This is a genomic window from Salinivibrio kushneri (genome assembly GCF_027286325.1).
Lineage (GTDB): Bacteria > Pseudomonadota > Gammaproteobacteria > Enterobacterales > Vibrionaceae > Salinivibrio > Salinivibrio kushneri_A.
This window is the reverse complement of sequence record NZ_CP114588.1, coordinates 1639743-1666147: the sequence shown is the minus strand read 5'-3', so window position 1 is coordinate 1666147 and position 26405 is coordinate 1639743. Positions and strand designations below refer to the sequence as shown.

Here is a 26405-nt window from a genome sequence, read left to right as displayed (position 1 = left end):
CAAGGCGTTCCAATTGACAAAATATTTGTCACGAATTTTGGTTTTTAAAATACCCCGCCAAATATTTTGCAACTGAACTTCGCGTTAAACGGAATCGAGAATGAGTCAAACTCTTCAGAAATGTCATGTTTTTAATTTTAGTGAGTCATATTCCTACGCTGACAAAGTTAGGAAGGAAATTTTTGAAGATGATTTTCTGGCTAATCCTATTGAAGTAGCAAGTGATCTTGAACATCAAATATTAAAGCCTCGAAAATGGTCGTTGTTACATGACTATATTGACTATGTGGTTCGCGATGATTTGAAATTCTACTTTCTCGGTGGCGGATGGGATTACGAAGATGTTAATCCAGTATTTTCTATGCTTGATGCTCACAGTGTTAAATATCTAACCCTAGAACAATATATCGAAGAGCATTTTCGTGATGATGAAACAGGTGAAACAATAGTAGTCACTGAAGAATACGTGGAAAAATATAAGTACGAATATGCTATTTTTTATCTAAAAGACATTGTATTAGATAGCCTACCTTCTATGATTGTCCCTGAGGTTTTTACACTGCTATTTTCTGATCGTGAAGCAATGAAGGTTTTCAATCTAAAGGTAGCCGATATGCTTGGATCTAGAACGGCTAGGTGCACTTATTGGCCAAAATGGCTGGAGCGGGCGCTATTTTGTAGAGAGAAAGGCTTGTGTGCAATATGTAAGGCTGATCTGACGTCACTACATCATGTGAATGGAAAGCTTGCGATTGATCATATAGTCCCTATCGCCCTCAATGGTGTAAATGACCCAACCAATCTACAAATACTTTGCGAAGCTTGTAATGGCAAGAAGAGCGGTAAAGATGTTGTTACTTCAAATGCGTTGCCGGTATTTTGGTAGCCAATCATTTAACAAGCGCAATCACGCGGACCAGTTTTCCGCTGCGCTCCAAATTGTCCGGTGTTGCGGGCGTTAGGTTTTTGGAGTTACCCTTAAGGATATTTGATGCAATCAGTTGTAATTAAAAGTGAAGACGATGCTTGGAAGCTGCTAAGCGAAATTTTAGATTCGGATAAATATGATAATTATTTAGAATTTCAAAATTGGCCAAATATATCTATTAATATCAAAGGTGATAGATATTCTTCTACCCTCCCAGCTAGCTTATTAGAAAAGCTTTCATTTATTCAGAGAAATTTAAACAGTTTTTATGGTGAAACTGTTTATGATGGAGACGCTAGGTTCCTAAAAAAAGCAGATAAACATGAAATAGAGCTTGTTTATAGTATTGTAAAAGGAAGCACTGACATAAAAGCAGATGCTACTGGTTTATTGAATAAACTTGGTGAATCAATGGCAAAACCTAGTACGCAAAAAATTACAGCGATAACACTTTGTTTTATTTCATTAGCCATTTCAGGTGCTTTTGTCATTGGCAACCATATGGATAACATTAAAGAAATTGAAATTGAAAAACAGAAGACCCTCCAGAAAGCAATAGAAGCTTTACCGCAATTAAAAGATACTTCAGGTCAATTACATAGCACATTTAGAAAAATAATATCTGCAGCTTCTGATGCTGACTCAATAAAACTAGGTGATATTGAACTCGGTAAGAATGAAATTAATAGAATCGCAGAAAAAGATAAAAATAAATACGAAAAAGATATTGTTGAAAGCGAGTTTAAAGTTACCTCATTGAGAGGCTATGATCGCCATTACTCAGTAGGGGTCACTGACCTAAAGAACAACCGCAAATTTACTGCAAAATTATATAAACATTCCGATAGCGATGACGATTTGAGTTTATTGGCTAAATCGTTAACAAGCGAAGAATCTATAAGCCTAGTTGTAGGTGTTAAGGTTATTGATAATAATTATGCGAATGCAGAAATTTTTGAAATAAAAACCTAACAAGTAATTCAACAGGACTATGGACTTGATCCGTTTTACTGGACACGCATCGACGACCTGAGGAGGTCAGTATGCCAGCCTATAAAACGGGTAAAAAGACAGCGCAATATTCACTAGACTTCAAACTGAAAGCGGTTGAATGGAGCTATGAAACGCATCGAACAGTGAAGTCGGTTGCAGAGGCGATTGATATCCATCCATTCATGCTATCGAAATGGCGTAAAGCGTATCGAGATGGAGAGTTTGGTATGGTCAAGTCCCAAAAAAATAAAGTGAAGCCAGACAAGGTGAAGGATGAGTTATCGGCACTCAAGCGACGGATCACAGAGCTTGAAGAGGAGAACGATATCTTAAAAAAGTGGCAACGCTTTCAAGCAGAACAAAGGCGCAAGCCTACCGATTCGTAAAGCAATATAGTGATGTTTACTCAGTAAAAAAGCTGTGTAGGCATCTTTCTGTGTCTCGTAGTGGCTATTATGATTGGCTAAGCCGCGGACAGTCAGGACATGCGCGCGCAGATAGTGAGCTAGGCGCAGAGATAGCGTTCATCTACCGTAAAAGCGAAGGCAGATATGGGAGTCCTAAAATCCATGCGGCGTTGAAGGCAAAAGGTCTCGCAGTGAGTCGTAAGCGTGTGGCCCGCTTGATGCGAGAAGCAGGTTTAAAGGCGAGAGTGGACAGTGTTTACCGTCGTCGGCAAAAGAGTCGGACGTTCTTTAAAGGACTCGTCAATCGACGCTTAGAACAAGAAAAGGCGAGCAAAATCAATCAACAATGGACTGCGGATGTTACCTACATAAAAGTAGGAAACCGATGGGGCTACTTAGCAGTAGTGATTGATGTTTACTCAAAAAAGGTACTTAGCTGGGCGCTCAGCGACAGACTCGATTCAAACTTGACGATGTTCACTATCGTTAAAGCACTCGCTAGCCGAAAGCCTAAACGGGGGCTGCTATTTCATACCGACAGAGGGCGCGAGTATTGTGCGGATAGGGTGCGACATTTACTGGCGGAACACGGTATTGAGCAGAGCATGAATCGGCCAGGGAAATGCACGGATAATGCAGAAGTCGAGTCGTTCTTTAAATCGCTTAAGGGCGAGTTAATCAAAGATGCACCGATTGCTAACTTAAGGCACTTACGAGAGAAGCTCAGAAAATATATTCAGTACTTTTATAATCGAACACGGTTATACAGTAGCATTGGCTATATGTCGCCGATAGCGTTTGAAAAACAATGTACTTAACGAAAGACGTGTCCGTTAAAGTGGATCAACATCACTAAAAAAAGCTGGTTGTTTTCACTCCGTTCAACATTATAACCAGCTATTTTTAGCCCGTTAATTGGGCGTTATGTGTAAAAAGGAGGTACATAAAAATGTATACATGGACAAATCAACCTTATGAGTCGATGTGGAATCATTTAAGATTTCTTCAAGCTCCAAAAAATGTAGAGTCGCTATTAACCGGGAAAATGAGGTCAAATCGGGAACTCGTTCTTCCAGAAGGAGAATTGGCTGAGAGAAAGTCAAGACAAATAGCATATTCAATTAAGCAGGCTGATGAATATTTCCAATCCGCTCAGAATGTAAGCATTGTAACTAGTCCACTATTATATTTTTACGGTATGCTTTCTTTGGCTAAGGCGACCGTCGTGGCTAACGACCCCAATCTTTTATTAGGTGACATCAAATATCATGGGCTTTTTACTCGACCTATTACAAATGAACTAAAAGACTATGTTGAGGATCATCATCAGTGGAGTGTTGATAAGGAGTTTGCAGTTACAAATGATGGTGTTGTGAACGAACTTTTCAAGGTGGTTTGTGGCAGTTCATTACCTAAAAACTCAGTAATAAAACTGAAAGAGTTATTTAGAACTAATCCAGAAATAGGGGATGTTTATTCAAGGTTTTATTCTGAGCCACCAGGCTTTTTCCCTCTGTATGGTCATAATTTTACGCAAGAACCGTTTCATATTGAAATAAACCCGCAAACAACAGATAAAGAGTTATTTTTAAAATCGTTTGGTTTTATTCAAAGCGATTTTGAAGTTCTGGATGATATCCTTCATTCTCAAGCTTTAAGGGTTGTAAGTAAGCCATCGCTCCAAACTCTACCTAAATATATGCACATTTATTATGCGATACCCGGTGGGAGGTATTTGGTGTCAGGACTGGAGACCGAGAATGATGGTGAATCTCAACGTCTTTATGTTCCTCAAGAGCTGTGTGACTACATCGCAATGTTTATTCTTGGCGATATTGTTCGTTATAAGCAAGAGTTTTGGGGGCAAGTTATATCTGGAGAAAAGGATGGTTCAATTTCTCTAGTCAATCTTTTTGTGTCGATTGCCAAAAGTAGGTTCCCCAATTTTATCCTCAACCAGATCTTTAACGAAACATTTACCTATGGCTCAGTAGGCCGCATGATGTGAGTTTTGCACACCTAACACATATGAGCCCTTCTCCGGTCAATAGGCAATAGCATTTTTTTGGCTGCGCAGCAGCCAATGCTCTCGAACAGCAAAGTCGTCTACTTCGTTCTGTCATTTCCGCCATTAAGTCATTGCTTACGGCAAACACATATAGAAGGTCTCTTACTGCGGTCTCACCGCTGCCTGCCGATCATGTGACAGGGCCATTAGACATTATTCGGTTAACCCAAGCAGGCGCTATTCAAAAAGAAGGCTAAACGTTTGTTTTCCAGTTATCTTCAGGCTCAGTTTGGGTGTAAGCAACTTTGTTGTTCGCTTGTGTGCGCAACAATGGGGCGGCTAATCAAAGCAAAGGGGCTTGGACAACCATTGGCACAGCAGACCATTGGGGCTTAATGCCCAGTGAACTCAGTCAGCAGCGTGCTCCTTCTCAGCACCAGTTAGACGTTCAGCTCACCCCATTGTGCGACTTACTCGGGTAAGAACTTGTGTTCGTCAAACACGGTTTTGTTCCTCAACATGAAGTAAACGCAGCGTCCCAGCTTGTGGGCGAGTGCAGAGAGTGCTTTGGCTTTACTCATTCGCTTTTGTAATCTGTTTAGGTATTTCCTGGCTTTTTCATTGCCGCGAAGATAAAGCACCGCCGCTTCAGAGAACGCCCATTTAAGGTGTGCGTTACCGATTTTGTTGCCATTGGTCCCGTATTGTTTTCCCGCAGATTCGGCTTTGCATTTAATCAGTCGAGAATAAGACGCGAACTGTTGGACAGTTGGAAAACGTTGGATGTTGCCAATTTCATACAAGATAGTCAGTGCCAGAATGCGGCCAATGCCAGGGATAGTTTGTAGCAGTTGGTAATCTTGCGGGTTATGTTGTTTGGCATTTTGCTCGATGAAGTGTTCAACGCTTGCCAGCTCTTTGGTGTAGAAGGCAATCACGTTCAAATCGATATCGAGATTGCGGTTTATTGCTGGTTCGTTGAAGCGGTTGCGAACCTCTTCTCTGGCGCAGGGATAGCGCAGTTGGAGGTTAGGTGCAGGATGATTGTACTGACTAAAGGTGTTGGAGACATGGGCTTTCAAATCAGCGCCGTGACGCATGATTTTAGTTCGGCGGCGAAGCAAATCGCGAGTGGCCCTCATCGTTTTTGGATAGACATAAGCCAGCGGAAAGTTACCGCCCCTGAGAAGAGAAGCAATCTTATAGGAATCAATGCGGTCGTTTTTGGTTTTGCCGCCGTGAATGGCTTTCATGTACAAGGCATGGCCGAGCACAAAATCAAAGGCGTAATCAAGACAAAGGTCACTAACCCAATACCAGCAATGCATACACTCGACGCTGACAACAATGTGGTCTTGAAAGGGCGCAAGAATGTCTAAGAGTGCGTCAGGGTTGGCGTCAACTTTCTTATGAACCACGGTGTTACCCGCAGAATCAATGATACAGACGTAAAGAATGCGCGCATGCAGATCGATGCCGCAGTAATAATCGTGCTGTTGGTTATACAATCTCATTGAGTCTCTCCTTTCTGGATTTGTCGCCTTCCAGCTTAGCCTGCTGGTTAAGCTGGAGGAGAAGGCTCAATGAGTATCAAGCAATTTAAGAGGGATTCACAACGCTCGGCACTTTTGCTTCTACTTCAGTTTTAGTGTTTATGGTACAATATTTTAGGTTTGAGTGGAGGCGTTTTTCACCCCTTAATTGGGCGTTATAAACAAGAGGAGATTTTCGATGGGAAGTAAAATCCCTGAAGCTAGGCTAGGATCTGGCAATCGTGTAGCTGCAACTGATTATGAGAATAAGCCCTATGGGGCTCTATTTTGTGCATCTCCTAGTTGTAGTGCACAGTTATCATTTGTGAAAAGGCATGATCGAAAATACGCCACTAAAACTGTAGAAATAGCACCATGTTTTCGATTAAAAAGAAATGAAGAACATAGTGCAAAATGTAAGTATAACATTGGTGGTCAGCTCAACATCATAGCTAAATCATCTGACTCTGCTGTCTTTTCCGCAATTGAGAAATCAAAATATGAGTTTCGACTTCATATTCTTCTTAAAGCACTCTGGGAGTTGTCTAAACCTGAGATAGAAAACAAAGGAAAGGCTTGGGGTTCTTCGGGAGAGTCTGATAAGAAATACTCCAACAAAGGTAAACTAACCAACTATCTGAAAACATTGAAGCAAATACTTCAGTTGAGAGCACTATGTGAAGATAACAAAGAGCTGAAAAGTTTAGTAACGCTTAACTATAGGGGCAAGAAAGTTAGTTGGGAACGTTTCTACTTTGATCACGAGAACCTTCATAACTTTGTAAAGCACTATAAAGTTGGTGAATACACTATGCCTCTTGCCATTTCTGGGCATATTCATGAACTAAGAAAACCAATGAATGAGAAGTTCCCTTTTCACGTAGTAGAGCTAAATTCTCCATTTGTGGAACCTGATAAAAATGGAGTAATTAAGAAGCCAATTCCACAAATTATTTTAAAAAATAGTTCATTGCTTAAGTACATAGATCCATCAAAAGAATATATATTTTTCGGACGCTGGAAGCCTCGTGAAAGAAAACGTAGTGGTCGCAATGAGAACTCAAAGACGCAATGGGTATTTGAGAATATAGAGATGTATATAGATAACAAAGATCACTTCATCGAGTGCTAGTTTATAACAAACGAGTATGTCGTCAATCGCTAAAATTTAGCGAGATTTTTATCCCACATCACGTCGTCTCTGAGCATCGAATTTAAGATCACTACCATCTTACGCACACAGGCAATAATGGCGACTTTTTTCGACTTTCCGGTGGCAACCAATCAGGATGCGCCGCTTTGAATGTTTAATAACTTAACGTGTGAAAGAGATGTATGGGAATGTCGTTTCCGTGTTCGTCCACCGCGTGAAGAGAAAAGTGATGCTTGGCGAGAACAACGCTGAAAAAGAACTGAGTAGGCATGGTTACTTGCGGAGCTAAAGGCCGCACCTAAGTGTGGCAGATCTTCAAGAGGGGGATCCATGTCATTCGTTATGCAGTTAGTTTTACATTGTCATTCTTTAGAATTATATTAGGGTTCCCTAACTCGCTGAATATAAGAGTAAAGGAGTAGAAAATGTTTGATTTTGTTTGCGGCGTAGCTACAGGGGTCACAGGAAATTTAGCGACTAAACTTATCGAAGCGTTTTGGGGTAGCAATAAGCTGAATTCAGAACCACCAGAACCTAGCAATGATGAGCAACAATTCGATGACTCACTACATAGTGCTGAACAACATCCTAAGATCTTTGAGACGTTTCATATAAAAAATGGTTTTAAGGACATATTGAACTATGTCGAAAAACCAGTCGTTCATGCAATCGTTGAAGATTCACCAACCACCCACTATCACCTAATTACACTGGTTGTTGAGTGTCAAAATACCGGAGAATGGTTTGTTTCCCAAAAAGGGGAAATGGCTTTTGAAGGAGGAGGTGGCGGTATTCGAGTAGCACGCAATGTCATTGAATTGTGTGCTGAAAGAAGAGTAAAAGTGACACCTTGGGTTTTAAACGATGAAAAAGCTGAATTATTATCTTCAGGTCGCTTACTTTGGCATGATGTTAAACAGGAATTAATTCCATTATTGACATATGCTAAGAGTGAATATTTTATTAATCGTATAGCTAGACGTTATAGGGAATTAACTGCATAACACATATGAGCCCTTCTCCGGTCAATAGGCAATAGCATTTTTTTGGCTGCGCAGCAGCCAATGCTCTTGAACAACAAAGTCGTCTACTTCTTTCTGTTATTTCCGCCATTAAGTCATTGCTTACGGCAAACACCATTACTGCGGTCTCACCGCTGCCTGCCAATCATATGACAGGGCCATTAGACATTACTTCCCGTTCCCACGCAGGAGCGTGGGAACGAGTTATAGAGAATGACTTTTCCGTGGTCATCCACCGCGTGAAGATAAAAGTGGTACTTGGCGAGATCAACGCCGAAAAAGAATTGAGTAGACATGGTTACCTCGGGTATTAAAGTAAAGGCCGCACCTAAGTATGGCCGAGCATCAAGAGAAGGAATTATGTCATTCGTTAGTTTGTTACAAAGAATCGGTAAGGATTAAGGAAAAGATGAAAGTAGATATAAGACCAGCCAAGGAAGACGAACTGGAATCTCTCCATTCTTTGGTTATTTCAAATGATGAATGGACACAGTTTAATGGCCCTTACTTTCCTTACTCACATCCATCACTAGAACAGTTTGAGAAATCTTCATTCCAAAGATTATTAAATGGTTCAGACTTACAGGTAATCACTGTAGATAATGTACCTGTTGGGACAGTAAATTGTTACTGGGAGTGTGAAGAAACTCGCTGGCTTGAAGCTGGTATCATCATTTACGATTCTGCATATTGGGGGAAGGGTATAGCAGCACTAGCAACTCCTCTCTGGGTTTCGTACTTATTTAACACTAAAGAAATTGAGCGTGTTGGTATGACAACCTGGTCGGGTAATCCTCGCATGATGTCGCTAGCATTGAAATTAGGCTTCCAACAAGAAGCTAGATTGCGAAAAGTTCGTTACTACGAGGGCAAGTACTACGATTCAGTTAAATATGGGATACTGCGTTCAGAGTGGCTAGAACGCAACTGGCAATAAATTTAAGAGTAATTCTGGACTTGGTCCGTTTTACTGGACACGAAGAAAAGATCATAAAAAGTAGGGGGTTGTTCATTCTTATGTATTCCAAGGATGAATAACTCACAAGAGAACATAATGCATACAATAAATATCCAGTATTATAAACATCCTTATGCCGAATTTATCCTTGGTTCGTATCAAGGTAAGCTTTGCTTGTGTGACTTCCGATATCGCAAGATGAGAAGTGCTGTTGATGAGCGCATTAAACGGATTCTTAACGCTGATTTTGTAGAAAAGAGCGATGATGTTTTAGCGGCTACTCAAGCTCAACTCGAGGAATATTTTTTGGGTGAGCGAAAAACTTTCGATTTGCCTTTACTCTTGGCGGGTACCGATTTCCAACGGTCGGTATGGAATGCATTAAGCAACATTGAATACGGTGACAGGGTAACGTATCAAGAGTTGGCAGTATCGATTGGTAATGAAGCCGCAGTACGTGCGGTTGGCAATGCTAATGGGGCAAATGGGTTGGCGATTATCATTCCTTGCCACAGGGTTATCGGCACCCAAGGGGAGCTTATTGGCTATGGTGGCGGTCTGTCACTGAAAAAGCGCCTTTTAGAATTAGAGCAGAACTTATTCATTTAAGGATAGAGTAGGGGCGTATGAGAGCGGAGCTGAGAGCGAAAATCCTGGCGGTATGTGAACAAAAGATCAAAGCGAAAGGTGAGAATGTCGGTGTGTCATTTTATGCGTTCTTCAAAAACAAAAATGACGATCCAGAGCAGTTGATGGAAGCCGCAACCTGGTGGATACAGACCCATCAGTTAGATCATTTTGTTAAGGCAAGGATCATCAAAGAGATGGTCAAAAATAATTTATGACGACTGTAGAAATCATGGCCTATTTTTCCGACAAGGTGTAATTCAGGTTCACCAAGATGGCAGTGGGTAGCGGGGTACTGGCCTAGACAGCCGGACTGGCTTGGGCTCACGGATGTTAGAAATCCCGCCACGGTTGAGGTAGCATTGCCGACTTTTTCTGCGGTGAGAGGCATTTATGTATATCGGCTTTGACTATGGTACAGCCAATTGTTCGGTGGCGAAGATTGAAAACGGTCAGCCGACGCTGTTGCGTCTAGAAGGGGACAGCACGTTTATTCCTTCCTCCCTTGCCGCACCTACGCGCGAATCTGTGTCTGAGTATCTGTTTCGTCATCGGGGCATCAAGCCGCTAGATACGATTGGCGAGCAGATGTTGCGCCGCGCCATTCATGTAAACCAAGAGGAAAGCATTGAACTTGAGGCGGAGGACATGGCGTTTGGTCAAGCGGCGCTCGACCGCTATCTCGATGATCCGCGCGATATGTACTACGTGAAATCGCCTAAATCTTTCCTTGGCGCGTCAGGTTTACGTGATGCCCAGCTTCGGTTTTTTGAAGACCTCGTATGCGCAATGATGGATAACATCAAAACGCACGCCGAACACCAAACCCAACAGCGTATTGATGATGCGGTGATCGGTCGGCCGATCAACTTTCAAGGTCGTGGAGGCGAGACGGCAAACCGCCAAGCCGAAGCTATTTTGCTCAATGCGGCTAAGCGGGCGGGCTTTAAACAGATTGAATTTCAGTTTGAACCGGTCGCTGCCGGTCTGGACTATGAAGCGACGCTGAGCGAAGATCAAATCGTTCTGGTGGTCGATATCGGTGGGGGAACCACAGACTGTTCGTTGATTGAGATGGGGCCATCATGGCGCGGTAGTCGCGATCGTAGTGCAAGTTTGTTAGCGCACAAAGGCCAGCGTATTGGCGGCAATGACTTAGATATTGCGTTGGCATTCAAACAAATGATGTTCCCGTTTGGGATGGGCAGCAAGATGGAATCTGGTATTGAAATGCCGATTACGCAGTTTTCCAACCCTATCGCGATTAACAATGTACAAGCGCAAAACGATTTTTATACGTTTGAAAATTTGGCGGTGCTCAAAGGGCTGCACAAGCAAGCGCAAGAGCCACATAAACTGGCCCGTTTGCTGGAGGTGTATCACGAGTCACTGGGTTACAACATTGTCCGTCGTGCGGAAGAGGCAAAGATTGCGTTGTCGGATCAAGCCGCATACCGAGCGGGTATTCAACTATTCTCCGAGCGCGTGGACGTTGATATATCGCGCGATAACATGATTGATGCGATTGAGGCGCCCAAACGTAAGATGATCGCCTTAGTTCACGATGTGGTCGCTCAGGCCGGTGTAAAGCCTGACGTGATTTTTATGACAGGCGGCTCGGCGCGTTCGCCCTTCTTGCGGGAGGCTGTACAAGCAGAGCTGCCGAACATTCCTGTGGTGAGTGGCGACTACTTTGGCTCAGTCACCGCAGGCCTAGCACGCTGGGCGGAAGTTTGCTTTAAGTAAGCCCAACAGCCGTTGCGCTCCGCGCAGCCCTTTGTTGTTTTATTTGATGAAGCAGACATCGTCCCAGCGCGAGTGACGGATGAGCCAGCCCCTAAGCACGAGAACTTTCCTGTTTACACCAGCGGTGACGAAGGGCTGATTTGGGAGCTGTTTGATTGCATTAAATGGCTGAGCCGTGGGCAACGTGAATTAGCTAAAGCCTACCTAACAAGGCTTGCTGGGGCGCTGTAATCGAGAGGGGGGCGGCTATCAACCGCCGGTGGTGGTGCCACTTATGATATTTCGCTTTGTCGTTGTTCAACACGCTCAGCGTTTTGATGATTAGCCAGCCAGACTAAAAATTGCGCTTCCGGCATGGGCTTGGCGTAATAAAAGCCCTGGGCAATATTGACGCCCAGCTTTTTCAAATACCCGGCCTGTTCAACAGTCTCGATCCCTTCAGCAACCGTCTGCAGCTTAAAGGTTTTTGCTAGCCAGAGAATGCTCTCAGTGATGGCAACGTCGTTTTCACTGGTTAAGATGCTGTTGATGAATGAGCGATCGATCTTGAGCGTCGAGATCGGCAACGTGTGCAAGTAACTTAGCGAGGAATAACCTGTGCCAAAATCGTCAACCGCGATGCTGATCCCGCGCTTACGGAGGAGGCTGAGCTTCTCGAGGTTCTGTGACTTTGAATGAAAAAACACACCTTCTGTGATTTCTAGCTCTAAGTTAGGAGGGGGAATGTGATTTTTTTTCAGAATATCATCAATAAAGCTAACAAAATCATCCTCTTCTACATCGCATGCCGTGACGTTGACCGCCACGCGCTCAATAGAGAGCGCCTGCTCTTTCCAGCGTGCCATGGTTTCACACGCTTCCATGATCACCCACCGGTCGATTTGTGTAATGAGCCCGGTTTTCTCTGCTATCGGAATGAAATCCCCTGGTGAGACGAGGTTACCATTAGGCAACCGCCACCGAACTAACGCCTCAACACTTTTTACCTCTCCAGAGGCGAAATCTATTTGCGGTTGATACCAAAGTTCAAATTGCTCTTTGCCAATAGCTTGTCGCAACAGTGTTTCGGTTCGAATATAGCGTAGAGCATCCTTTTGGAGCCCTTTAGAATAGAAATTTGGGACACTTGTCTGTGTTGGATCAATGGCGTTAATGGCGGCATCCAAGACTTGGCGTGTATTGACCGCATCGTCTGGGTAGCTACTGACACCAATAGCCGTGTCTAAATGGATCAGATCATGCTCGATACGAACCGGTTCATTCATGGCATTAACCAGTTGTTGGCATACGAATAACGTATGCGTCAAGTTATTGTGGCTAGGGGTTGTCACTAGGCACCAAGTATCTGTGGTCAGGCGGAAGAGTTTATCGTGTTCGGTGAGGGTGTTAAGCGCTCGTTGAGAGCATATCACTGCGGATTGATCGAGACCTGAGTGCCCGAAAGACTTAAAAACCTGCTCTAGATTGATTGAAAAAACAATTACATAAACCGTTTTATTTAACACAGACGCTGCGAGAATGGTGTCGGTAACATGCTCAAGGCACCGCTGCTCGTTAGCTAGGCCGGTGACTCTGTCATGGGTGGCGAGATAATAGAGTTTATCGCGCTGATCGACGGCTAAAAAACGCGCCCTTAGTAGCATGACGACCCGCTCCATAAACTCGACCTTGTCAACGGGCATGGTAATGAACTCGTCAACCAGTGCTAAATAGGGACGAAGGTTGTGTTTGAGGTCACGTTTAGGAAGCATCAGCATCACAGGTAGCAGTGTGGGCTCGCACCGATCCTTCTTGTCCTGTAATGCGTGCTGGTACTGTTCGTATGATTGGGTATCGATAATAGCGAGGTCGAAATCGATATGACCTATATCACTGGGGCTTTCATAAAGCTGAAAGTCGCTGTTCAATTGGTCTCGCAGTAACGCTAAATTGTTAGGGTTATGGATAGCCAACAATATTTTGGCCCCCTGAATACGTTGGAACCCATCATCTGTGCGTTTTGCTTTCTTTTCGGGGCTTACCATTGTTGGGAATGTTCTCACCGTACCGGTCATCTTTACTCCTCACCCGTGAAACCAGCAACGAGCTGCATTAAGGCCTTTTTGGCGACAGGTTTTTGTATGATGCTGACCGCGCCATATTGAGTGGCTTGGCTGGAACTTGTCAGCATTTCCTGTGGAGAGAGAACAATAAACGCGGTGTTCATCTGCTGTAGCTTTTCGCATAAGCGCCATACATTGCTACCAAAGCCGCTGGTATCGACTAGGGCTAACTTTTTACCGCCAATCGCCGCTGCCGCCTCCATGTCGGCTTCGTTAATTAAAGGACGACAATGGTAACCGGCCTCTTCAAGAGAAGCGGCCAACACTTTTCGGTTGCCCGGTGATTTCACGCACAAAAAAACAGTTAATGACGCTGCGCTTTTATTGGTCACCTCACATACCTCTTGATCAAACAGCCACTGCCTGCACTTTATCGGGGCCGATCAGATACTGATGAGGTTTGCGGTCAAAATCACTCAAACGTTTCTTCATCACCGAGATCTGCGAGTGCGTGGTATCGTCCGCGTAATAAGACAGCGAGATAATAGTGTCCGATAAGTAGCTGATCCCTTTTTCAGAAATGCTGTCTTCGCCATAAAGTGCAAATGTCTCATTCACCAGAATCACCGAGACATTGATTCTCGATAAGCCTTTTGCGAGGGCATGTAAACGGTTTTGAATCGATTCCTCGCGCAATGTCATTTTGAATCCTGCCGTACTATCAAGCACCACCAAGCGAGTGTTATTTTGAACAACATCTTTGTACACCTTAGACGCAAACTCATCGGCTAAATATTGCAAAGGCTCGATTTGTTCGATGGTTAAACGTTCGGCCTCCGCCTGGTGTTGCAGGGCGATATTGAGTTGTCGTGCCCGGTGGAGATATGAGGAGATCTCCTCTTCGAACAGGTAAATATTGACATGACCCAAGCTATGGCTGAATTGCTCCGCAATGCAACTGCTCAAGGTGGATTTACCAATGCCTGAGGGGCCGGTGATCATGGTGACAGTTCCCATCTCTAGCCCACCGCCAAGCAGGTTATCGATAGACGCAATGCCCGTCGAAATGGGTTCAAACCGCCCTGGTACCAGCTCTTCATTGGGTGGAAGTGGCCGCGGGAACACTTCAACCCCGTGAGCGCCATTGCGCATCTGATGGCTGCCTTTTAAAAAGTCAGACCCGCGGAATTTCTCAACACAGATTTCTTGTCCCATCGGGGTTTGTTTTAGCGAGATAACGCCATCGGATAAGAACCTTAAATCATCATCGGGTGAGGAATCACTGTGTTCGGACGTGAACAACACGGTGGCGCCTCGCTCTGTTAAATAGTTGATGAACGACAGAACCTCTTTGCGGTATTGAAAAACATCCGCAGTAAGAAAGCGCAGGTGCGTAAAGGAGTCGACAAAAACACGCGTGGGTTTAAGTGCCTCAATGGTGTCGACGATGGCTTTAGTGACCGGCTCATGCTCAACATCGGTGGAGGCGAATATGTCGTACGACTCGTGCTCTTTAAAAAAGCTGTCGTCTGGGGCCAAGCTGAGAAAGGTAATGTTTGAGACATCAATGCCAATCGCTGTCGCGTTAGTTTTGAGCTGCTCCTCGGCCTCTTGAAAGCCAATAAATAGACTGTCGCCTTCTTGTGACGCCGCAGAAAGGAACTGTAAGCCTGTTGTCGTTTTACCTAAACCTGGTCCACCTCTCACCAATACCGCTGTTGAAGGGAGGAGGCCACCGTTAAGGATTTGATCTAGCCCGGGAATACCTGAGGAGACTCTCTCTTTCATGTCGCTTCCCCTATTATGATTATTTTTATTAGACCTAGCTCACCCAGAAAAACCCCCATAGAGACGTTTTTAGGCATTACCGTCTAGAAAAGATAGTAGAGGAAAACACAACTGTCATGGCGGGTGTAAGAAAAAGTCCCCTTTTACGTCTCAAAACGCCTAGAATGCAGTACGTTGTTCGTTCGCACTCGCGCTAAAAGGCGTTGCTCGTATTACACCGTTTGTGATGACGAAGCCTGTCTAGACTGCCTAATACTGTGTGTGCTTGTTGAAAGGAGAACTGCTTGGACCATTCTACATTTAATCAGTATTGCAGCGCGTTTACGGCCGCGACACATGTGGTGCAATGGGGTAACTCAGACGTCTGGAAAGTGGGCGGAAAAGTCTTCGCCATTGGCACCAGCAGTAAAAGCGGTCAACCAGCGTTTACCTTTAAAACCTCGCCAATAAATTATGCCTTTTTGTGCGATCTTGAGGGTTATGTACCGGCGCCGTATTTTGCTAACCGGGGTATGAAATGGATTCAACAAACTCACACGACCGGGGAGCTTGATGAAGACTTAAAGTACTATGTGGCGCAATCGTATCAGCTTGTTTGTCAGGGTTTGAGCAAAGCGAAACGAGCCGAGCTCGGTGTCGATGAGAACAGCCTTTGATAAAGGCGATGGACAAGCCATTCAGGGTTGGCAAACGCTCGCAATAATAGGAACCCGCCTACGTGAAAACTTCCGTATTTTGATTAGAAATCATGCACCAAGGTGGGGGTGTTGGCGCGAAATAGCTTGGTTAGGGCAGACTTATATCGCCAACCCAATGCCAGTAGCCGTTTCGCTAAGCTTTGATTTTGAATGGTGGCAACTTCAATGCCGCGGTAGTGATGCGGATGCGCTTGAATATAGTCGATAAACGCCGTCAGCACCCCTTGGCCGCGAACGCTGGTGGCAAATTGTAGCGAAACAATCGATAATCGCTGACTACCGATCGGACAGTGAACCAGACAATAGCCGAGTGGGTGCTTGATAGCGGTGGAGAGCTCTGGAAAAGCGCGCATCTGGTGACGTTGGGCCAATTGGTCATAGCCGAGGCATAGGTGGTCAAGCAATTGCCGAGCGTTATCATCCATCGGTGTGTCTCTGGAGAGGTCGAAACGTAGCCACCATATTAAAGGCTTTATTTTTTCGAAAAACAGAAAAGCGCAAGCCACGTATTTGCCTCTTTTGGGCACAATAATCGTGTAAAAACCGCGATTTCTACGCCAGATAACCAGCTAGTTTTTAAAACTGTGCGCGAGCTCATGCCGCACCATTGGTCGTTAGTGAATAACGAGTTTTTATAAATTTATCAATCATGTACATTATGTGCTGATTTTTTAACACGGACGTTTAACGATTACGACAATCAACAAGATTCTTTCTGCGGTGGCGATGTATAAAGGATTGCACCGCAATATTTACTACGTTGCACTGGCCCGCATGATCCTCGGGATGGGCAACTTTATTATTCCTTTCCTCGTGTTGTTGTTTACCGATAAGCTCGGCTACTCCGCGTCGCTGGCGGGTACATTGGCGATGAGTATTACTGGCTTGTACCTGCTGGGGAGTTTTATTGGTGGCAAGCTTTCTGACTGGATAGGCCATAAAAACACTATGGTGGCGGGGGAAGGTGTCGGCGCTATCTTGCTGCTGGTGTGCGGGTTTGCACCCGATGCCCCGGTGATGGTGCCGGCGTTATTATTCGCTGCGTACTTTTTTATTGGTGTGGCGTTGCCGGCCAGTAATGCATTGGTTGCCGATTTATCTCACGCAGGCAATCGCGATGCGGTGATGTCGCTTAGTTACCTTGCCTATAACTTGGGTTCAGCGATTGGCCCCATCTTAGCGGGCTATTTGTTTTGGCAGCACACTGAATGGATTTTCTTTGGTAACGGGCTTGCCGTCTTGGTGGGTATTCTTGTGGTGGCCTTTTTGGTCAACGTGACCGAGCAAGCCGTCCCCGAGTCTGAGTCTGGCCTTGAGCGCGCGGTAGAAGGCAGTGTCTGGTCGGTGCTTAAATCACGTCCTTATCTCATTGTGTTCACTTTGTTTTGTGGCATGCTTTGGTTTGCATTGAATCAAATGACAATGGCTAGCCCGCTTTATTTGAGTCATTTATTTGGCCAAGAAGGGCCCGTGCGTTTTGGTCAATTGATGACGTATGCGTGCGTGTTGGTGGTGATCATCACGCCGCTATTGCTTCGCGCGACATCTGGACATACTGAGACGATGGCGTTGGCCTATTCAGGACTCTTATTTGTGCTGGGTTATGGGCTTGTGATGTTGGCACCCACGATCCCCGTTCACTTTTTAGCGTGGTTTTTTCTTTCCGCTGGCGAGGTGTTGGTCCTCACCAAAGAAGGCGTATATCTTGCCAACAACTCACCGGCGAGTCATCGCGGTCGTATTCAAGGGGTATTGATCACGTTGCGTAGCTTATTGCTGATGCCAAGCTTTGTATTGATTGGTTATGTCATCGACACGTTCGGTTATTCGGTGACTTGGTCGCTTGTTATCGCTATGGCTATGTGTGCCAGCATCGGTATGCTTTTTTTATCGGTGCGAGAGAAAACACGCCTCGCAGCGACGTCCTCATAAGATTGATGGCTTTGTGACCAAGGCGGAGTCATCATCCATGCGGTTAAGGTAGGTTAAAAGGTATACCATCAATACACCTGTGTGGAGGTGAATATGGCCTACTTAACCTTAACCCCAGCATCCTTGGATGATGCGCATATCTGCTGCGCGTTCTCGGATAAAAAGTGCCAGGCCAGCTATCAGGCGAAAAAGCAGTGGCTAAAGCAGGAGTATCAGCACGGGTACCGTTTTCGCCGTTTAGATGAACGCGCCAAAGTCTTTATCGAATATGGCCCAGCAGAGACCGCTTGGCAGCCCATACAAGCGGATGGTTATCTGGCATTGGGTTGCTTTTGGGTCTCTGGGAAATACAAAGGGCATGGACACGGCAAGCAACTGTTAGCTGACGCCATTGAGGCGGCTAAACAGCAAAATAAGCAAGGCCTAGTCGCCGTGGTCGGTAAAAAGAAATACCACTTTATGAGCGATACAAAATGGTTAAAAGGCCAAGGCTTCAACGTGGCGGATGAGGCCCCTAATGGCTTTGTGCTGTTGTATTATCCGTTGAATGATGCAGCTGAAATACCGCAATTTAGAGAATCCGTTCATACCGCCAACGTATCAACTGAAGGGTGTGTGGTGTATTACTCCCATCGTTGTCCTTATGCGGAATACCATGTGCTGAACTCGCTACAACAAAGCTGTGCGCAGCGTGGTATCCCGCTTGAAGTGCATCATTTAGAGATATTGAGCCAAGCACAAGCATGTCCTTCACCGGCCACCATTTTCAGTTTGTATTATCAGGGGGAGTTTATTACCACCGATATCAGTGCCTGTATGGAGAGCCGCTTTGATAAGTTTATTCCTCATCATTAACCCAACACTTACATGGATGTAAGGACAAACGATGAATATTGGTATTTATGTGTATGAGCACGCAGAGGTGCTCGATTTTGCCGGGCCTTATGAAGTGTTTAGCACTGCAAAACGTTTAGGCGCGGACAGTTGGCAGGTTGGACTGATTGCTGAACAAGACTCACCTGTGCTCGCGCGCGGCGGTTTGAGTGTCGTGCCGGATTATCATCTCGCCAACCATCCCACACTAGATTTGCTGCTGGTTGTCGGCGGCGTTCACCATGAGCAAGTCACCAACCCGTCGGTGATCGATTGGGTGAAGCAACAAGATGCGATCACCCAATGTATGGCCTCTGTCTGTACGGGGGCGTTCATACTGGCAGAGGCCGGACTACTCGATGGTCGAAAGGTGATCACGCATTGGGAAGACATGGACGACCTCAGCCGCGCTTATCCGCCATTAAGCGTGGTATCAGAAAAGCGCTGGGTGAGAGATGGAAAATATCTTACCTCCGCGGGCATATCTGCGGGTATTGATATGAGTTTGCAGCTGGTGGCTGATCTGCACAGCGAGGACTTAGCCCAGCGCGTGGCCAAGCAAATGGATTACCACTGGCAGCGAAACGAGTAATATGCAGTCTGGATAAGGTACGTAGCGCGATATCAATCAATGTATGCGCTGATAAAATAGGAATTGAACATGTTCCCAGCAACATGGCGGTCTGAACGCCTATGTTTTAGTGCGTTTGAGTACAGTGATGCAAAGCGCGTTAAAGCACTGTTTGAGCAAAATCAGCATCTGCAATATCAAGATCCCACGTTTAAGCCTTGGTCGTTATCCACCTATCAATCATTGATTGCCGACAGTGCGGAGAAAAAGGCGCCTGATGTGGAAGACGCCTTTTATCTTCGTCGCATTCAAACCCATGACGGTAAAGATATCGGCTATCTGCAAATCTCGCTCAATGCGCCGGATACACAGAGTGTTTGGCTGCCCATGCTCACTATTTCTCCAAGATATCAAAAGCATGGCTATGGCAGCGAAGCGGTTGCGAGCGTGATTGAAACCGTGCAAGCTTATGGGGACTATCGACGCATGGGGGTGAATGTTTATGCCGAGAACATTCGCGCGTTTCGATTCTGGTATCAGCAAGGGTTTTGTCGTATTACCCATTTTGAACCCGAGCAAGACGAGGGGCGTGATTATCACTGTGTGGTGCTCTATCGAGACCTTATGTCGTGAACAGCGCATGTCTTTTCGGGAATCGGCAAGATTACGTCGCTTGAGCCATGTTATGGAAGGAATTAGGTAAACGAATGATGAAAAATAAATCAGTCAACCGAGTGCGATTTAAGCGAGCCGCGATGGGGGTCGCGTTTGCACTAGGCGTGATGAGCCTGGTGCCTGGGCAGGTGTACGCTGCTAACACCACACACGCTGAAGTACAGCGTGAATCAGGTCTGTATCTACAAGATTTTGATCGATCGGTTCGTCCGCAAGATGACTTGTTCCGTCACGTGAACGGCACGTGGTACGACCAAACCCAAATCCCCAGTGATATGTCCAGCTATGGTGCGTTCCGTATCCTAGCGGAAGAGAATGAAAAGCGTCTGAAAGGCATCATTGATGAGCTGGTGGCGCGTGATGATCTTAAGCCTGGCTCCAACGAGCAAAAGCTGCGTGATTTTTATCTTAGCTATATGGACCAAGATAAAATTGATGCCTTAGGAGTCACGCCAATCAAACCTGAGCTTGATCGTATTGCGGCGATTTCCTCGAAGCCTGCGTTGATTTATGCGATGGCCGATTTGCGACAAATTGGTGTTGGGATCCCGTTTAGTTTTTATGCGTGGGCCGATGCGAAAAACCCTGACTATAACGCTCTGTATCTGAGCCAAAGCGGGTTGGGCTTGCCGGATAGAGACTATTATTTCCGAGACACCGAGGACGCTGAGCGTATCCGCACCGCTTACAAACGCTATCTCGAAGACATGCTGCGCTTAGCGGGCTACGATCAGGTCAAACAACGCGCGGATAGAATTTATCAGCTGGAAAAAACACTGGCAGAGCACCATTGGATACGCGCTAAACGCCGTGACGCGCAAGCCACCTATAACAAAATGCCCATTGAGGCTCTCAACCAGTTGATGGGCGAGTTTGATTATGCTCGCTTTGCCAAACGCGCGGGTATCGATAAAGCCGGTGAGGTTGTGGTGCGCATGCCATCTTATTTTGAGGCGCTAGGGCAGGTGTTTGAGCAAACCAGCCTGCAAACGTGGCAAGATTATCTCACCATTCGTACCCTTAATGCCTTTGCACCGCGCCTTAACCATGAGCTGGTTGAACGTCAATTCGCGTTCTACTCCAAAACCCTTAATGGTATTCCTGAACAGCGTGACCGTTGGAAGCGGGGCGTACAAGCCACCGAAGGGGTGTTGGGTGAAGCGCTCGGCCAAGAATATGTCGCGCGCTACTTTCCACCGCAAGCCAAAGCGCGTATGGAAACCTTGATTGATAACTTGCGTGCCGCGTTTAAAGACTCGATTGAGTCCTTAGCCTGGATGAGTGATGAAACCAAAGCGAAAGCGTTGGATAAGCTGAGTAAATTCACGCCTAAAATTGGCTATCCAGAGAAATGGGAAGATTACAGCGCGCTGACTATCAACGCCGATGACTTGATTGGAAATAGCAAACGTGCCGCACGCTGGGGCTATCAAGATATGTTGTCGCGGATTGGTGCGCCGGTTGATCGCAAAGAGTGGGGCATGACCCCGCAAACGGTCAACGCTTATTACAGCCCAACCGCCAATGAGATTGTGTTCCCCGCCGGGATCTTACAACCACCGTTTTTTGATATGAATGCGGATGATGCCGTGAACTATGGCGGTATTGGCGCGGTGATTGGTCATGAAATGGGGCACGGTTTTGATGATCAGGGCTCGCGTTATGATGGTGATGGTAATCTATCAAACTGGTGGACGGATGAGGATCGGGCACGCTTTGATGCTCGCACCCAAAAACTGGCTGAGCAATTTAGCCAGTTTGAACCATTGCCGGACTTATTCATTGACGGCAAAGTGTCTTTGGGTGAGAACATTGGTGATTTAGTCGGCTTGACCACCGCCTTTCGCGCCTATCAAAAATCGTTGCAGGGTGAATCGTCTCCAGTGATGGACGGGTATACCGGCGAGCAACGATTCTTCCTCAGCTGGGGGCAGATTTGGAAAATGAAGATGCGTGAAGATGCCCTGCGTGAGCGCGTGTCGCTGGGTCCGCATGCGCCACCGCAATATCGCGTGCTTGGTGCGCCGCGCAATGTGCCTGCATTCTATGAAGCCTTTGATATTAAAGAAGGTGACGGTATGTATTTACCCGAAGATCAGCGGGTGAATATCTGGTAATCTCTGATGCCGCCGCAAGGGCGGCATTTTTTGCGATAGATGTTGGTACTGTCCGTCGCGCGAATCGATGCAAGGAGGCTCACGTGCTAAGCACGCCAAGGACGAGACTGGTTTTACTTCCTCCAGAAAAAGCCGACATGATGGCGCAGTTTTATCAGCGAAATCGTGTCCACCTTTCCCCATGGGAGCCCATACGCCCTGCCGCATTTTACCGCGAAGACTATTGGCATCGCGCGCTGCAAGAAGCGAAGGACTTGTTTCAACACCAGCAAGCCTTCAAGTTTGTGATTTTGCATCATGAACGGGACGATGTGATAGGGGTGTGCAATTTTACCAACGTGATCCACGGCGTCTTTCAAGCGTGCCTGTTAGGTTATGCCGCTGACAAACGTTATGAAGGGCAGGGTTATATGCACGAAGCCATCCAAGCAGGTATCCGTTTTGTGTTTGAGCAGGTTGGATTGCACCGCGTAATGGCCAATTATATGCCCGACAATACCCGCAGTGAGCGGCTACTTACCAAGCTGGGATTTGAGCGCGAAGGCTATGCGCGCCGTTACCTCAAAATCAATGGCCGCTGGCAAGATCATGTGCTCACCGCCAAACTCAATCCTTTGGTTGAATAAAGGGCAACGTGATACACGAACGTGAACTGGCTTCAAAAGTTTTGCTGACGAGTAATAACGTTTTGAACCGAAACCATTTTTCTCAGAGAATATTCAGGCTTTTTCTAAAAGATGACGGGCAACTGTCATCTGGACAGATATACCATCCAAGGTGAGGATAATAGATGAGTAAGTTTACCGAATATAAGGTTGTACACATTGTAGAGGGAGGCTGCGGCACCTTACTACTCGGCTCGAGCGGCTTGCCGTTGCAGCGCTTGGAGGCAGAGCTAAACCAGTACGCACAAGACGGTTGGCAGGTTGTCTTTCAAGTTATTGAAAAGAAACGTTATATGCTATTTTGGCAACGTGAAGCGGTGATTGTGACTTTGGGCCGGTAATGCTCAAGTATTTGTCGCTCTCTTTGATCCACCACTATCAAGCAAAAGGTGGATCAAAGAAACTGTTCAATATTGAGTGTAACTTTGAGCCTACGTGCTCGGAGTACACTCGCCAAGCCATCGAGAAGTACGGGGCCATTCGAGGCTGGCAACTTGGTTTGGCGCGTATTCGCCGCTGCAATAACCCCGATGCGCGAGAGAAAATTCACGACGAGGTGCCGTAATGCGTTTTACCCAACCTATAGAAGCGCTAGAAGCACAAGAGACCGAGCTCAAGCAGCAGGTAAATGGCTTAACCCAAAGCCAGAAAAAACGCTTTTTTGCCGAGCAATCAAGACAGCTTAAAGATCCCGATACTTATGCGGCGCTAAATTGGGGGTTCTTAGGGGGGATACATCATCTTTACTTGCGAAAGTATGGGTTGTTTGTCGTAGAATGTGTGCTGTTGGTTATCGCCATTATCGGCTTAGTACTGAATCAGCCTTATTTTGGTTTGATTTTGGCGGGTTTAGTGCTATTTGAATTACCACAGCTGTTTTTTGCCCAGAAGATTGCCAGGCAGTACAACTACCATGTATCACGCGAAATATTCGAACACATCCGCCGCGGTGGTTAATCCATGAAGCGCCGTCGGATCCGTAAACGTCACCAGCACCAGTTCTTTTTATGTCAGAAAACCTATCGGCGTGCCTTGATTGACTTGATTGAGGCTGATCCGGTAAGAATGCGTGCACTTCGCTGTGTTCAAGCTTTAAACCTCCCTCAGTGTTATATTGCTGCCGGATTTATCCGGAATCTGGTTTGGGATGCGTTGCACAAATATTCCCCGAGTGCGCTCAATGATATCGATGTTGTCTTCTACGATCCTGAAGATACCAGTGCAGAACGCGAACAATATTTAGAGCAGCTACTGCAAAAGACCATGCCAGAAATGACCTGGCAGGTGCGTAACCAGGCGCGAATGCACGAGAAACATCAAGATCCTCCTTACGCAAGTACATTGGATGCGATGCGCTTTTGGCCAGAGAAAGAAACCGCGATTGCTGTTCGCCTTGATATGAACCAACGTTGCGAAGTTATCGCTGCCTTTGGGGTTCAGTCTTTGTTTGAATTGAAGCTTAGCCATAACCCCGCACGTCCATGGCACGTGTTTCAGCAGCGCCTTGATGACAAGCAATGGCTTACACATTGGCCTAAACTCACGGTCACCACTCAGTGCTCTGTGGCTGCGAAGCCGATCCATCACGAGTAAGCGTCAATAGGGTGCGCATGGGCACAGACAAACCATGCCACCCAAGGCATACTCGTTGCTGTGTTGAACAGTATGGATAGCTAATCCGATGAAATACCGCATGGACGCGAGCCCGAGCGACGATGATATTACCGCCATTCGCCAACAGCTACAGCAAAGCAATGCCCCGTTTTTAGCTGGCCTTCCTGAAGGCTCTCTTGCCGGCTATGCCTACAATGATAACGATGAGCGTATCGGTGGCGTTGTGGCGAATACATGGGGACAATGGCTATTGATTAAATACCTTTGGGTCGATGATGCCTTTCGTCACCGTCATGTGGGGAGTCACTTGTTAAGTAACTTGGAAGAGTACGCCAAGGAGATGGGCTGTAAAATGGCGTTCGTTGATACGCTAAGCTTTCAAGCTAAACCCTTCTACGAAAAGCATGGTTATCAATGCCAGATGACATTGGATGATTACCCTTTGGAACATGCTTTGTACTTTATGACGAAAGCGCTCAACTAACGGATACAGTGACCCTTTACCCATCAGGACTGGGATAGTCGGGCACTATTGTGTCGCCACGCACACGACATGGCGCTTTCTCTCACTGCTGTGCGCAACTATCTGCTTTTACTGATTTTAAAGTGAGGGCGATTCCAAAATTATTCTCCGACCTAATCGATGTACACGTTTTTACGAGAGAGATCAATATACTGGCGTTAAGTGCGAATAGACTCGCGAGTTTTCACTGACAATAGAAAGACCTATGAAAACGTTACTCTCTCTTGCCACCTTGTCGTTAGGAATGCTCGTCGCCTCTACATCGTTAGCGGCCTCCGAGGTGAACGACGCGATAACTAAGCAGCGTGACGCGCTTGAGCGTGCCACACAAGGTAAAGGGTTTGGCCCGCAATCACCGCGTGATATTGATGCCATCCACGGCACCAACCCTCAGCGATTTAATTACGCACCGCCAGCGCAAGCGATGAACCTCTGTAATATCCACTTCCATAAAAACGCTGAGCATAAAGGCGGAGAGTTTACGCGTTTTGCAGGGGCTGGGGACGGTCACGGCTATCACAGCGGCTATCTTTATTCAGGCGCTTTATCGGACAGTGAACGCGCGTCTTACGACCAGCCTGTCTGTGCCAGTAAGCATCAAGGTGTCAACGTCGGAGATACGCTGGAGCTTCACTATGTGTATAGCTCAGCGTCTGTGGCGCCCGGGCCAACACTGGGCGCATGCTTGAGTGAGGCGACGCGTAACCCGCAGTTACGTGTTGAAGCGCAGGTATTGGTGGTGGTGAATGATCCTAACGCGCGTGATTTCTCTCAGCTTGCTAAAGTTGGTCAACGTAAAGGGCGTTACCAAGCGATCAATTTACCAGAAGACAGCGGTAACCCTGTCACTTACTTAGGGTCAACCACGGGCCCTGGCTATAACCAAAAAGGCTCTCCTTACCAAGTCACATGGCGTGTCCGTCCACATGTTAAAAAAGTTGATATTGCTAGTGTGCAGCGTTGGTGTCATGCCAATGTATTTGATGAGCGCCATGCTCATGGTGTAAGGAACCGAGTGACCAATCCTGCACTGCTGTCAGGCCGATAATCAGGAGGCGCCATGATACCCACCCCAAACTCGCCACATAGTTTGCGCCGTATGCGTCCGGCAGACACTGATGCGGTACTTGATATCTGGTTGAACGCATCATTAAAAGCGCATGACTTTATTGATGACGATTTTTGGTATCAGCAGCGCGAAGCCATGCGATCTGCCTATTTGCCGATGGCAGAAGTGTGGGTGATGGAGCGAGATGGAGCCATCGAGGGGTTCTACGCGATGCATGGTCAAACATTGGCAGCGATCTTTGTTGCGCCGAAGAAGCAGGGGCAAGGCGTGGGCAGCCAGTTGCTAAGTCATGCGCAGCAACAACAAAACTACATTGATTTGACGGTTTACCAAAAAAACCATGCCAGCCATGCATTTTATTTGCGTCATGGTTTCCAGGTCGATAGAGCACAGACTGATCCACACACCGGTGAACGAGAGTGGCGAATGGTTTACCAAAGATAAAAATTTCATTTCTACCAAAG

The 26405-nt window shown here is 46.2% G+C and carries 30 protein-coding genes and 3 pseudogenes; 27 read left to right on the top strand and 6 right to left on the bottom strand.

The window, feature by feature from the left end; translation table 11 throughout:
- Positions 1-100: 100 nt before the first annotated feature.
- The 5 genes from N8M53_RS07815 to N8M53_RS07795 all read left to right on the top strand — a co-directional run bounded on the left by N8M53_RS07815 (position 101) and on the right by N8M53_RS07795 (position 4336).
- Positions 101-886, top strand: a complete 786-nt coding sequence (locus N8M53_RS07815) for an HNH endonuclease (protein ID WP_269578370.1) — start codon at positions 101-103, stop codon at positions 884-886.
- Positions 887-991: 105 nt separating this feature from the next.
- A complete protein-coding gene (locus N8M53_RS07810; protein WP_269578369.1) occupies positions 992-1900 on the top strand; it encodes a hypothetical protein in 909 nt (302 codons plus the stop codon).
- Positions 1901-1971: 71 nt separating this feature from the next.
- Positions 1972-2307: a transposase gene (locus N8M53_RS07805; protein ID WP_269578368.1), complete on the top strand. Its 336-nt coding sequence runs from the start codon at positions 1972-1974 to the stop codon at positions 2305-2307.
- Positions 2259-3146 carry an IS3 family transposase gene (locus N8M53_RS07800; protein WP_269578367.1) on the top strand — a complete coding sequence of 296 codons (888 nt, stop codon included), beginning with the start codon at positions 2259-2261 and terminating at the stop codon, positions 3144-3146. Before N8M53_RS07805 ends, N8M53_RS07800 begins: the two co-directional genes overlap by 49 nt.
- Before the next feature lie 131 nt (positions 3147-3277).
- Positions 3278-4336, top strand: a complete 1059-nt coding sequence (locus N8M53_RS07795; protein ID WP_269578366.1) for a YaaC family protein — start codon at positions 3278-3280, stop codon at positions 4334-4336.
- 470 nt (positions 4337-4806) lie between these two features.
- Here N8M53_RS07795 and N8M53_RS07790 read toward each other — a convergent pair whose 3' ends face one another.
- Positions 4807-5850 carry an IS110 family transposase gene (locus N8M53_RS07790; RefSeq protein WP_269578365.1) on the bottom strand — a complete coding sequence of 348 codons (1044 nt, stop codon included), beginning with the start codon at positions 5848-5850 and terminating at the stop codon, positions 4807-4809.
- A gap of 217 nt (positions 5851-6067) precedes the next feature.
- Here N8M53_RS07790 and N8M53_RS07785 point away from each other — a divergent pair, with 217 nt between their 5' ends.
- Positions 6068-7000: a hypothetical protein gene (locus N8M53_RS07785; protein ID WP_269578364.1), complete on the top strand. Its 933-nt coding sequence runs from the start codon at positions 6068-6070 to the stop codon at positions 6998-7000.
- 29 nt (positions 7001-7029) lie between these two features.
- Here the strand turns inward: N8M53_RS07785 and N8M53_RS07780 are convergent.
- Positions 7030-7152, bottom strand: a pseudogene (locus tag N8M53_RS07780) (IS110 family transposase); the annotation flags it as partial.
- A 294-nt stretch (positions 7153-7446) separates the two neighbouring features.
- On the opposite strand from N8M53_RS07780, the gene N8M53_RS07775 reads away from it, so the two are divergent.
- The 6 genes and pseudogenes from N8M53_RS07775 to N8M53_RS07750 all read left to right on the top strand — a co-directional run.
- Positions 7447-8025, top strand: a complete 579-nt coding sequence (locus tag N8M53_RS07775; protein ID WP_269578363.1) for a hypothetical protein — start codon at positions 7447-7449, stop codon at positions 8023-8025.
- 427 nt (positions 8026-8452) lie between these two features.
- Positions 8453-8980 (top strand): GNAT family N-acetyltransferase, encoded by a 528-nt coding sequence (locus N8M53_RS07770; protein WP_269578362.1) that lies wholly within the window; start codon positions 8453-8455, stop codon positions 8978-8980.
- Between the two features lie 117 nt (positions 8981-9097).
- On the top strand, positions 9098-9610 hold the full coding sequence (locus N8M53_RS07765) for a methylated-DNA--[protein]-cysteine S-methyltransferase (protein ID WP_269578361.1): 513 nt from the start codon (positions 9098-9100) through the stop codon (positions 9608-9610).
- Positions 9611-9627: 17 nt separating this feature from the next.
- Entirely contained in the window at positions 9628-9846 is a 219-nt protein-coding gene (locus N8M53_RS07760; protein ID WP_269578360.1) for a DUF6500 family protein, read from the top strand.
- 175 nt (positions 9847-10021) lie between these two features.
- On the top strand, positions 10022-11374 hold the full coding sequence (gene yegD / locus N8M53_RS07755) for a molecular chaperone (RefSeq protein WP_269578359.1): 1353 nt from the start codon (positions 10022-10024) through the stop codon (positions 11372-11374).
- Positions 11375-11401: 27 nt separating this feature from the next.
- Positions 11402-11605: pseudogene (locus tag N8M53_RS07750) on the top strand (hypothetical protein); the annotation flags it as partial.
- Between the two features lie 41 nt (positions 11606-11646).
- On the opposite strand, the gene N8M53_RS07745 reads toward N8M53_RS07750, so the two are convergent.
- From N8M53_RS07745 to N8M53_RS07735, 3 genes are read right to left on the bottom strand one after another with little or no spacing between them, the layout of a single operon-like run.
- Entirely contained in the window at positions 11647-13428 is a 1782-nt protein-coding gene (locus N8M53_RS07745; protein WP_269578358.1) for a bifunctional diguanylate cyclase/phosphodiesterase, read from the bottom strand.
- 2 nt (positions 13429-13430) lie between these two features.
- Positions 13431-13808, bottom strand: a complete 378-nt coding sequence (locus tag N8M53_RS07740; protein WP_269578357.1) for a response regulator — start codon at positions 13806-13808, stop codon at positions 13431-13433.
- Between the two features lie 16 nt (positions 13809-13824).
- Positions 13825-15204 (bottom strand): ATPase domain-containing protein, encoded by a 1380-nt coding sequence (locus tag N8M53_RS07735; RefSeq protein ID WP_269578356.1) that lies wholly within the window; start codon positions 15202-15204, stop codon positions 13825-13827.
- Between the two features lie 284 nt (positions 15205-15488).
- Between N8M53_RS07735 and N8M53_RS07730 the strand changes: the two genes are divergently transcribed.
- Positions 15489-15860 carry an MmcQ/YjbR family DNA-binding protein gene (locus N8M53_RS07730; RefSeq protein ID WP_269578355.1) on the top strand — a complete coding sequence of 124 codons (372 nt, stop codon included), beginning with the start codon at positions 15489-15491 and terminating at the stop codon, positions 15858-15860.
- Between the two features lie 83 nt (positions 15861-15943).
- Here the strand turns inward: N8M53_RS07730 and N8M53_RS07725 are convergent, their stop codons facing one another.
- Entirely contained in the window at positions 15944-16327 is a 384-nt protein-coding gene (locus N8M53_RS07725) for a hypothetical protein (protein WP_077678900.1), read from the bottom strand.
- 111 nt (positions 16328-16438) lie between these two features.
- Between N8M53_RS07725 and N8M53_RS07720 the strand changes: the two are divergent.
- The 14 genes and pseudogenes from N8M53_RS07720 to N8M53_RS07655 form a co-directional block, all read left to right on the top strand.
- A pseudogene (locus tag N8M53_RS07720) lies at positions 16439-16540 on the top strand (cytidine deaminase); the annotation flags it as partial.
- An 88-nt stretch (positions 16541-16628) separates the two neighbouring features.
- Positions 16629-17834 (top strand): MFS transporter, encoded by a 1206-nt coding sequence (locus N8M53_RS07715; protein ID WP_269578354.1) that lies wholly within the window; start codon positions 16629-16631, stop codon positions 17832-17834.
- Positions 17835-17927: 93 nt separating this feature from the next.
- Positions 17928-18689 carry an N-acetyltransferase gene (locus N8M53_RS07710; RefSeq protein ID WP_269578353.1) on the top strand — a complete coding sequence of 254 codons (762 nt, stop codon included), beginning with the start codon at positions 17928-17930 and terminating at the stop codon, positions 18687-18689.
- 31 nt (positions 18690-18720) lie between these two features.
- On the top strand, positions 18721-19299 hold the full coding sequence (locus tag N8M53_RS07705) for a DJ-1/PfpI family protein (RefSeq protein ID WP_269578352.1): 579 nt from the start codon (positions 18721-18723) through the stop codon (positions 19297-19299).
- A gap of 69 nt (positions 19300-19368) precedes the next feature.
- Positions 19369-19911 (top strand): GNAT family N-acetyltransferase, encoded by a 543-nt coding sequence (locus tag N8M53_RS07700; RefSeq protein ID WP_077461261.1) that lies wholly within the window; start codon positions 19369-19371, stop codon positions 19909-19911.
- Positions 19912-19985: 74 nt separating this feature from the next.
- On the top strand, positions 19986-22070 hold the full coding sequence (locus N8M53_RS07695) for a M13 family metallopeptidase (RefSeq protein ID WP_269578351.1): 2085 nt from the start codon (positions 19986-19988) through the stop codon (positions 22068-22070).
- Positions 22071-22153: 83 nt separating this feature from the next.
- Positions 22154-22696, top strand: a complete 543-nt coding sequence (gene rimJ, locus N8M53_RS07690; RefSeq protein WP_269578350.1) for a ribosomal protein S5-alanine N-acetyltransferase — start codon at positions 22154-22156, stop codon at positions 22694-22696.
- A gap of 164 nt (positions 22697-22860) precedes the next feature.
- Complete coding sequence (locus N8M53_RS07685) at positions 22861-23076, top strand: DUF4177 domain-containing protein (protein WP_021022754.1); 216 nt, start codon at positions 22861-22863, stop codon at positions 23074-23076.
- Positions 23076-23300: a membrane protein insertion efficiency factor YidD gene (yidD, locus tag N8M53_RS07680; protein WP_077607164.1), complete on the top strand. Its 225-nt coding sequence runs from the start codon at positions 23076-23078 to the stop codon at positions 23298-23300. Before N8M53_RS07685 ends, yidD begins: the two co-directional genes overlap by 1 nt.
- Positions 23300-23692 (top strand): hypothetical protein, encoded by a 393-nt coding sequence (locus N8M53_RS07675; protein WP_077607163.1) that lies wholly within the window; start codon positions 23300-23302, stop codon positions 23690-23692. The genes yidD and N8M53_RS07675 overlap by 1 nt, the downstream gene beginning before the upstream one ends.
- 108 nt (positions 23693-23800) lie before the next feature.
- Complete coding sequence (locus N8M53_RS07670) at positions 23801-24328, top strand: nucleotidyltransferase family protein (RefSeq protein ID WP_269580004.1); 528 nt, start codon at positions 23801-23803, stop codon at positions 24326-24328.
- A gap of 88 nt (positions 24329-24416) precedes the next feature.
- Positions 24417-24833: a GNAT family N-acetyltransferase gene (locus tag N8M53_RS07665; RefSeq protein ID WP_077607162.1), complete on the top strand. Its 417-nt coding sequence runs from the start codon at positions 24417-24419 to the stop codon at positions 24831-24833.
- A gap of 244 nt (positions 24834-25077) precedes the next feature.
- Positions 25078-25920, top strand: coding sequence for a delta-class carbonic anhydrase (locus tag N8M53_RS07660; protein WP_077607161.1), 843 nt, complete (start codon positions 25078-25080; stop codon positions 25918-25920).
- Between the two features lie 12 nt (positions 25921-25932).
- Complete coding sequence (locus N8M53_RS07655; protein WP_269578349.1) at positions 25933-26385, top strand: GNAT family N-acetyltransferase; 453 nt, start codon at positions 25933-25935, stop codon at positions 26383-26385.
- Positions 26386-26405: the final 20 nt, after the last annotated feature.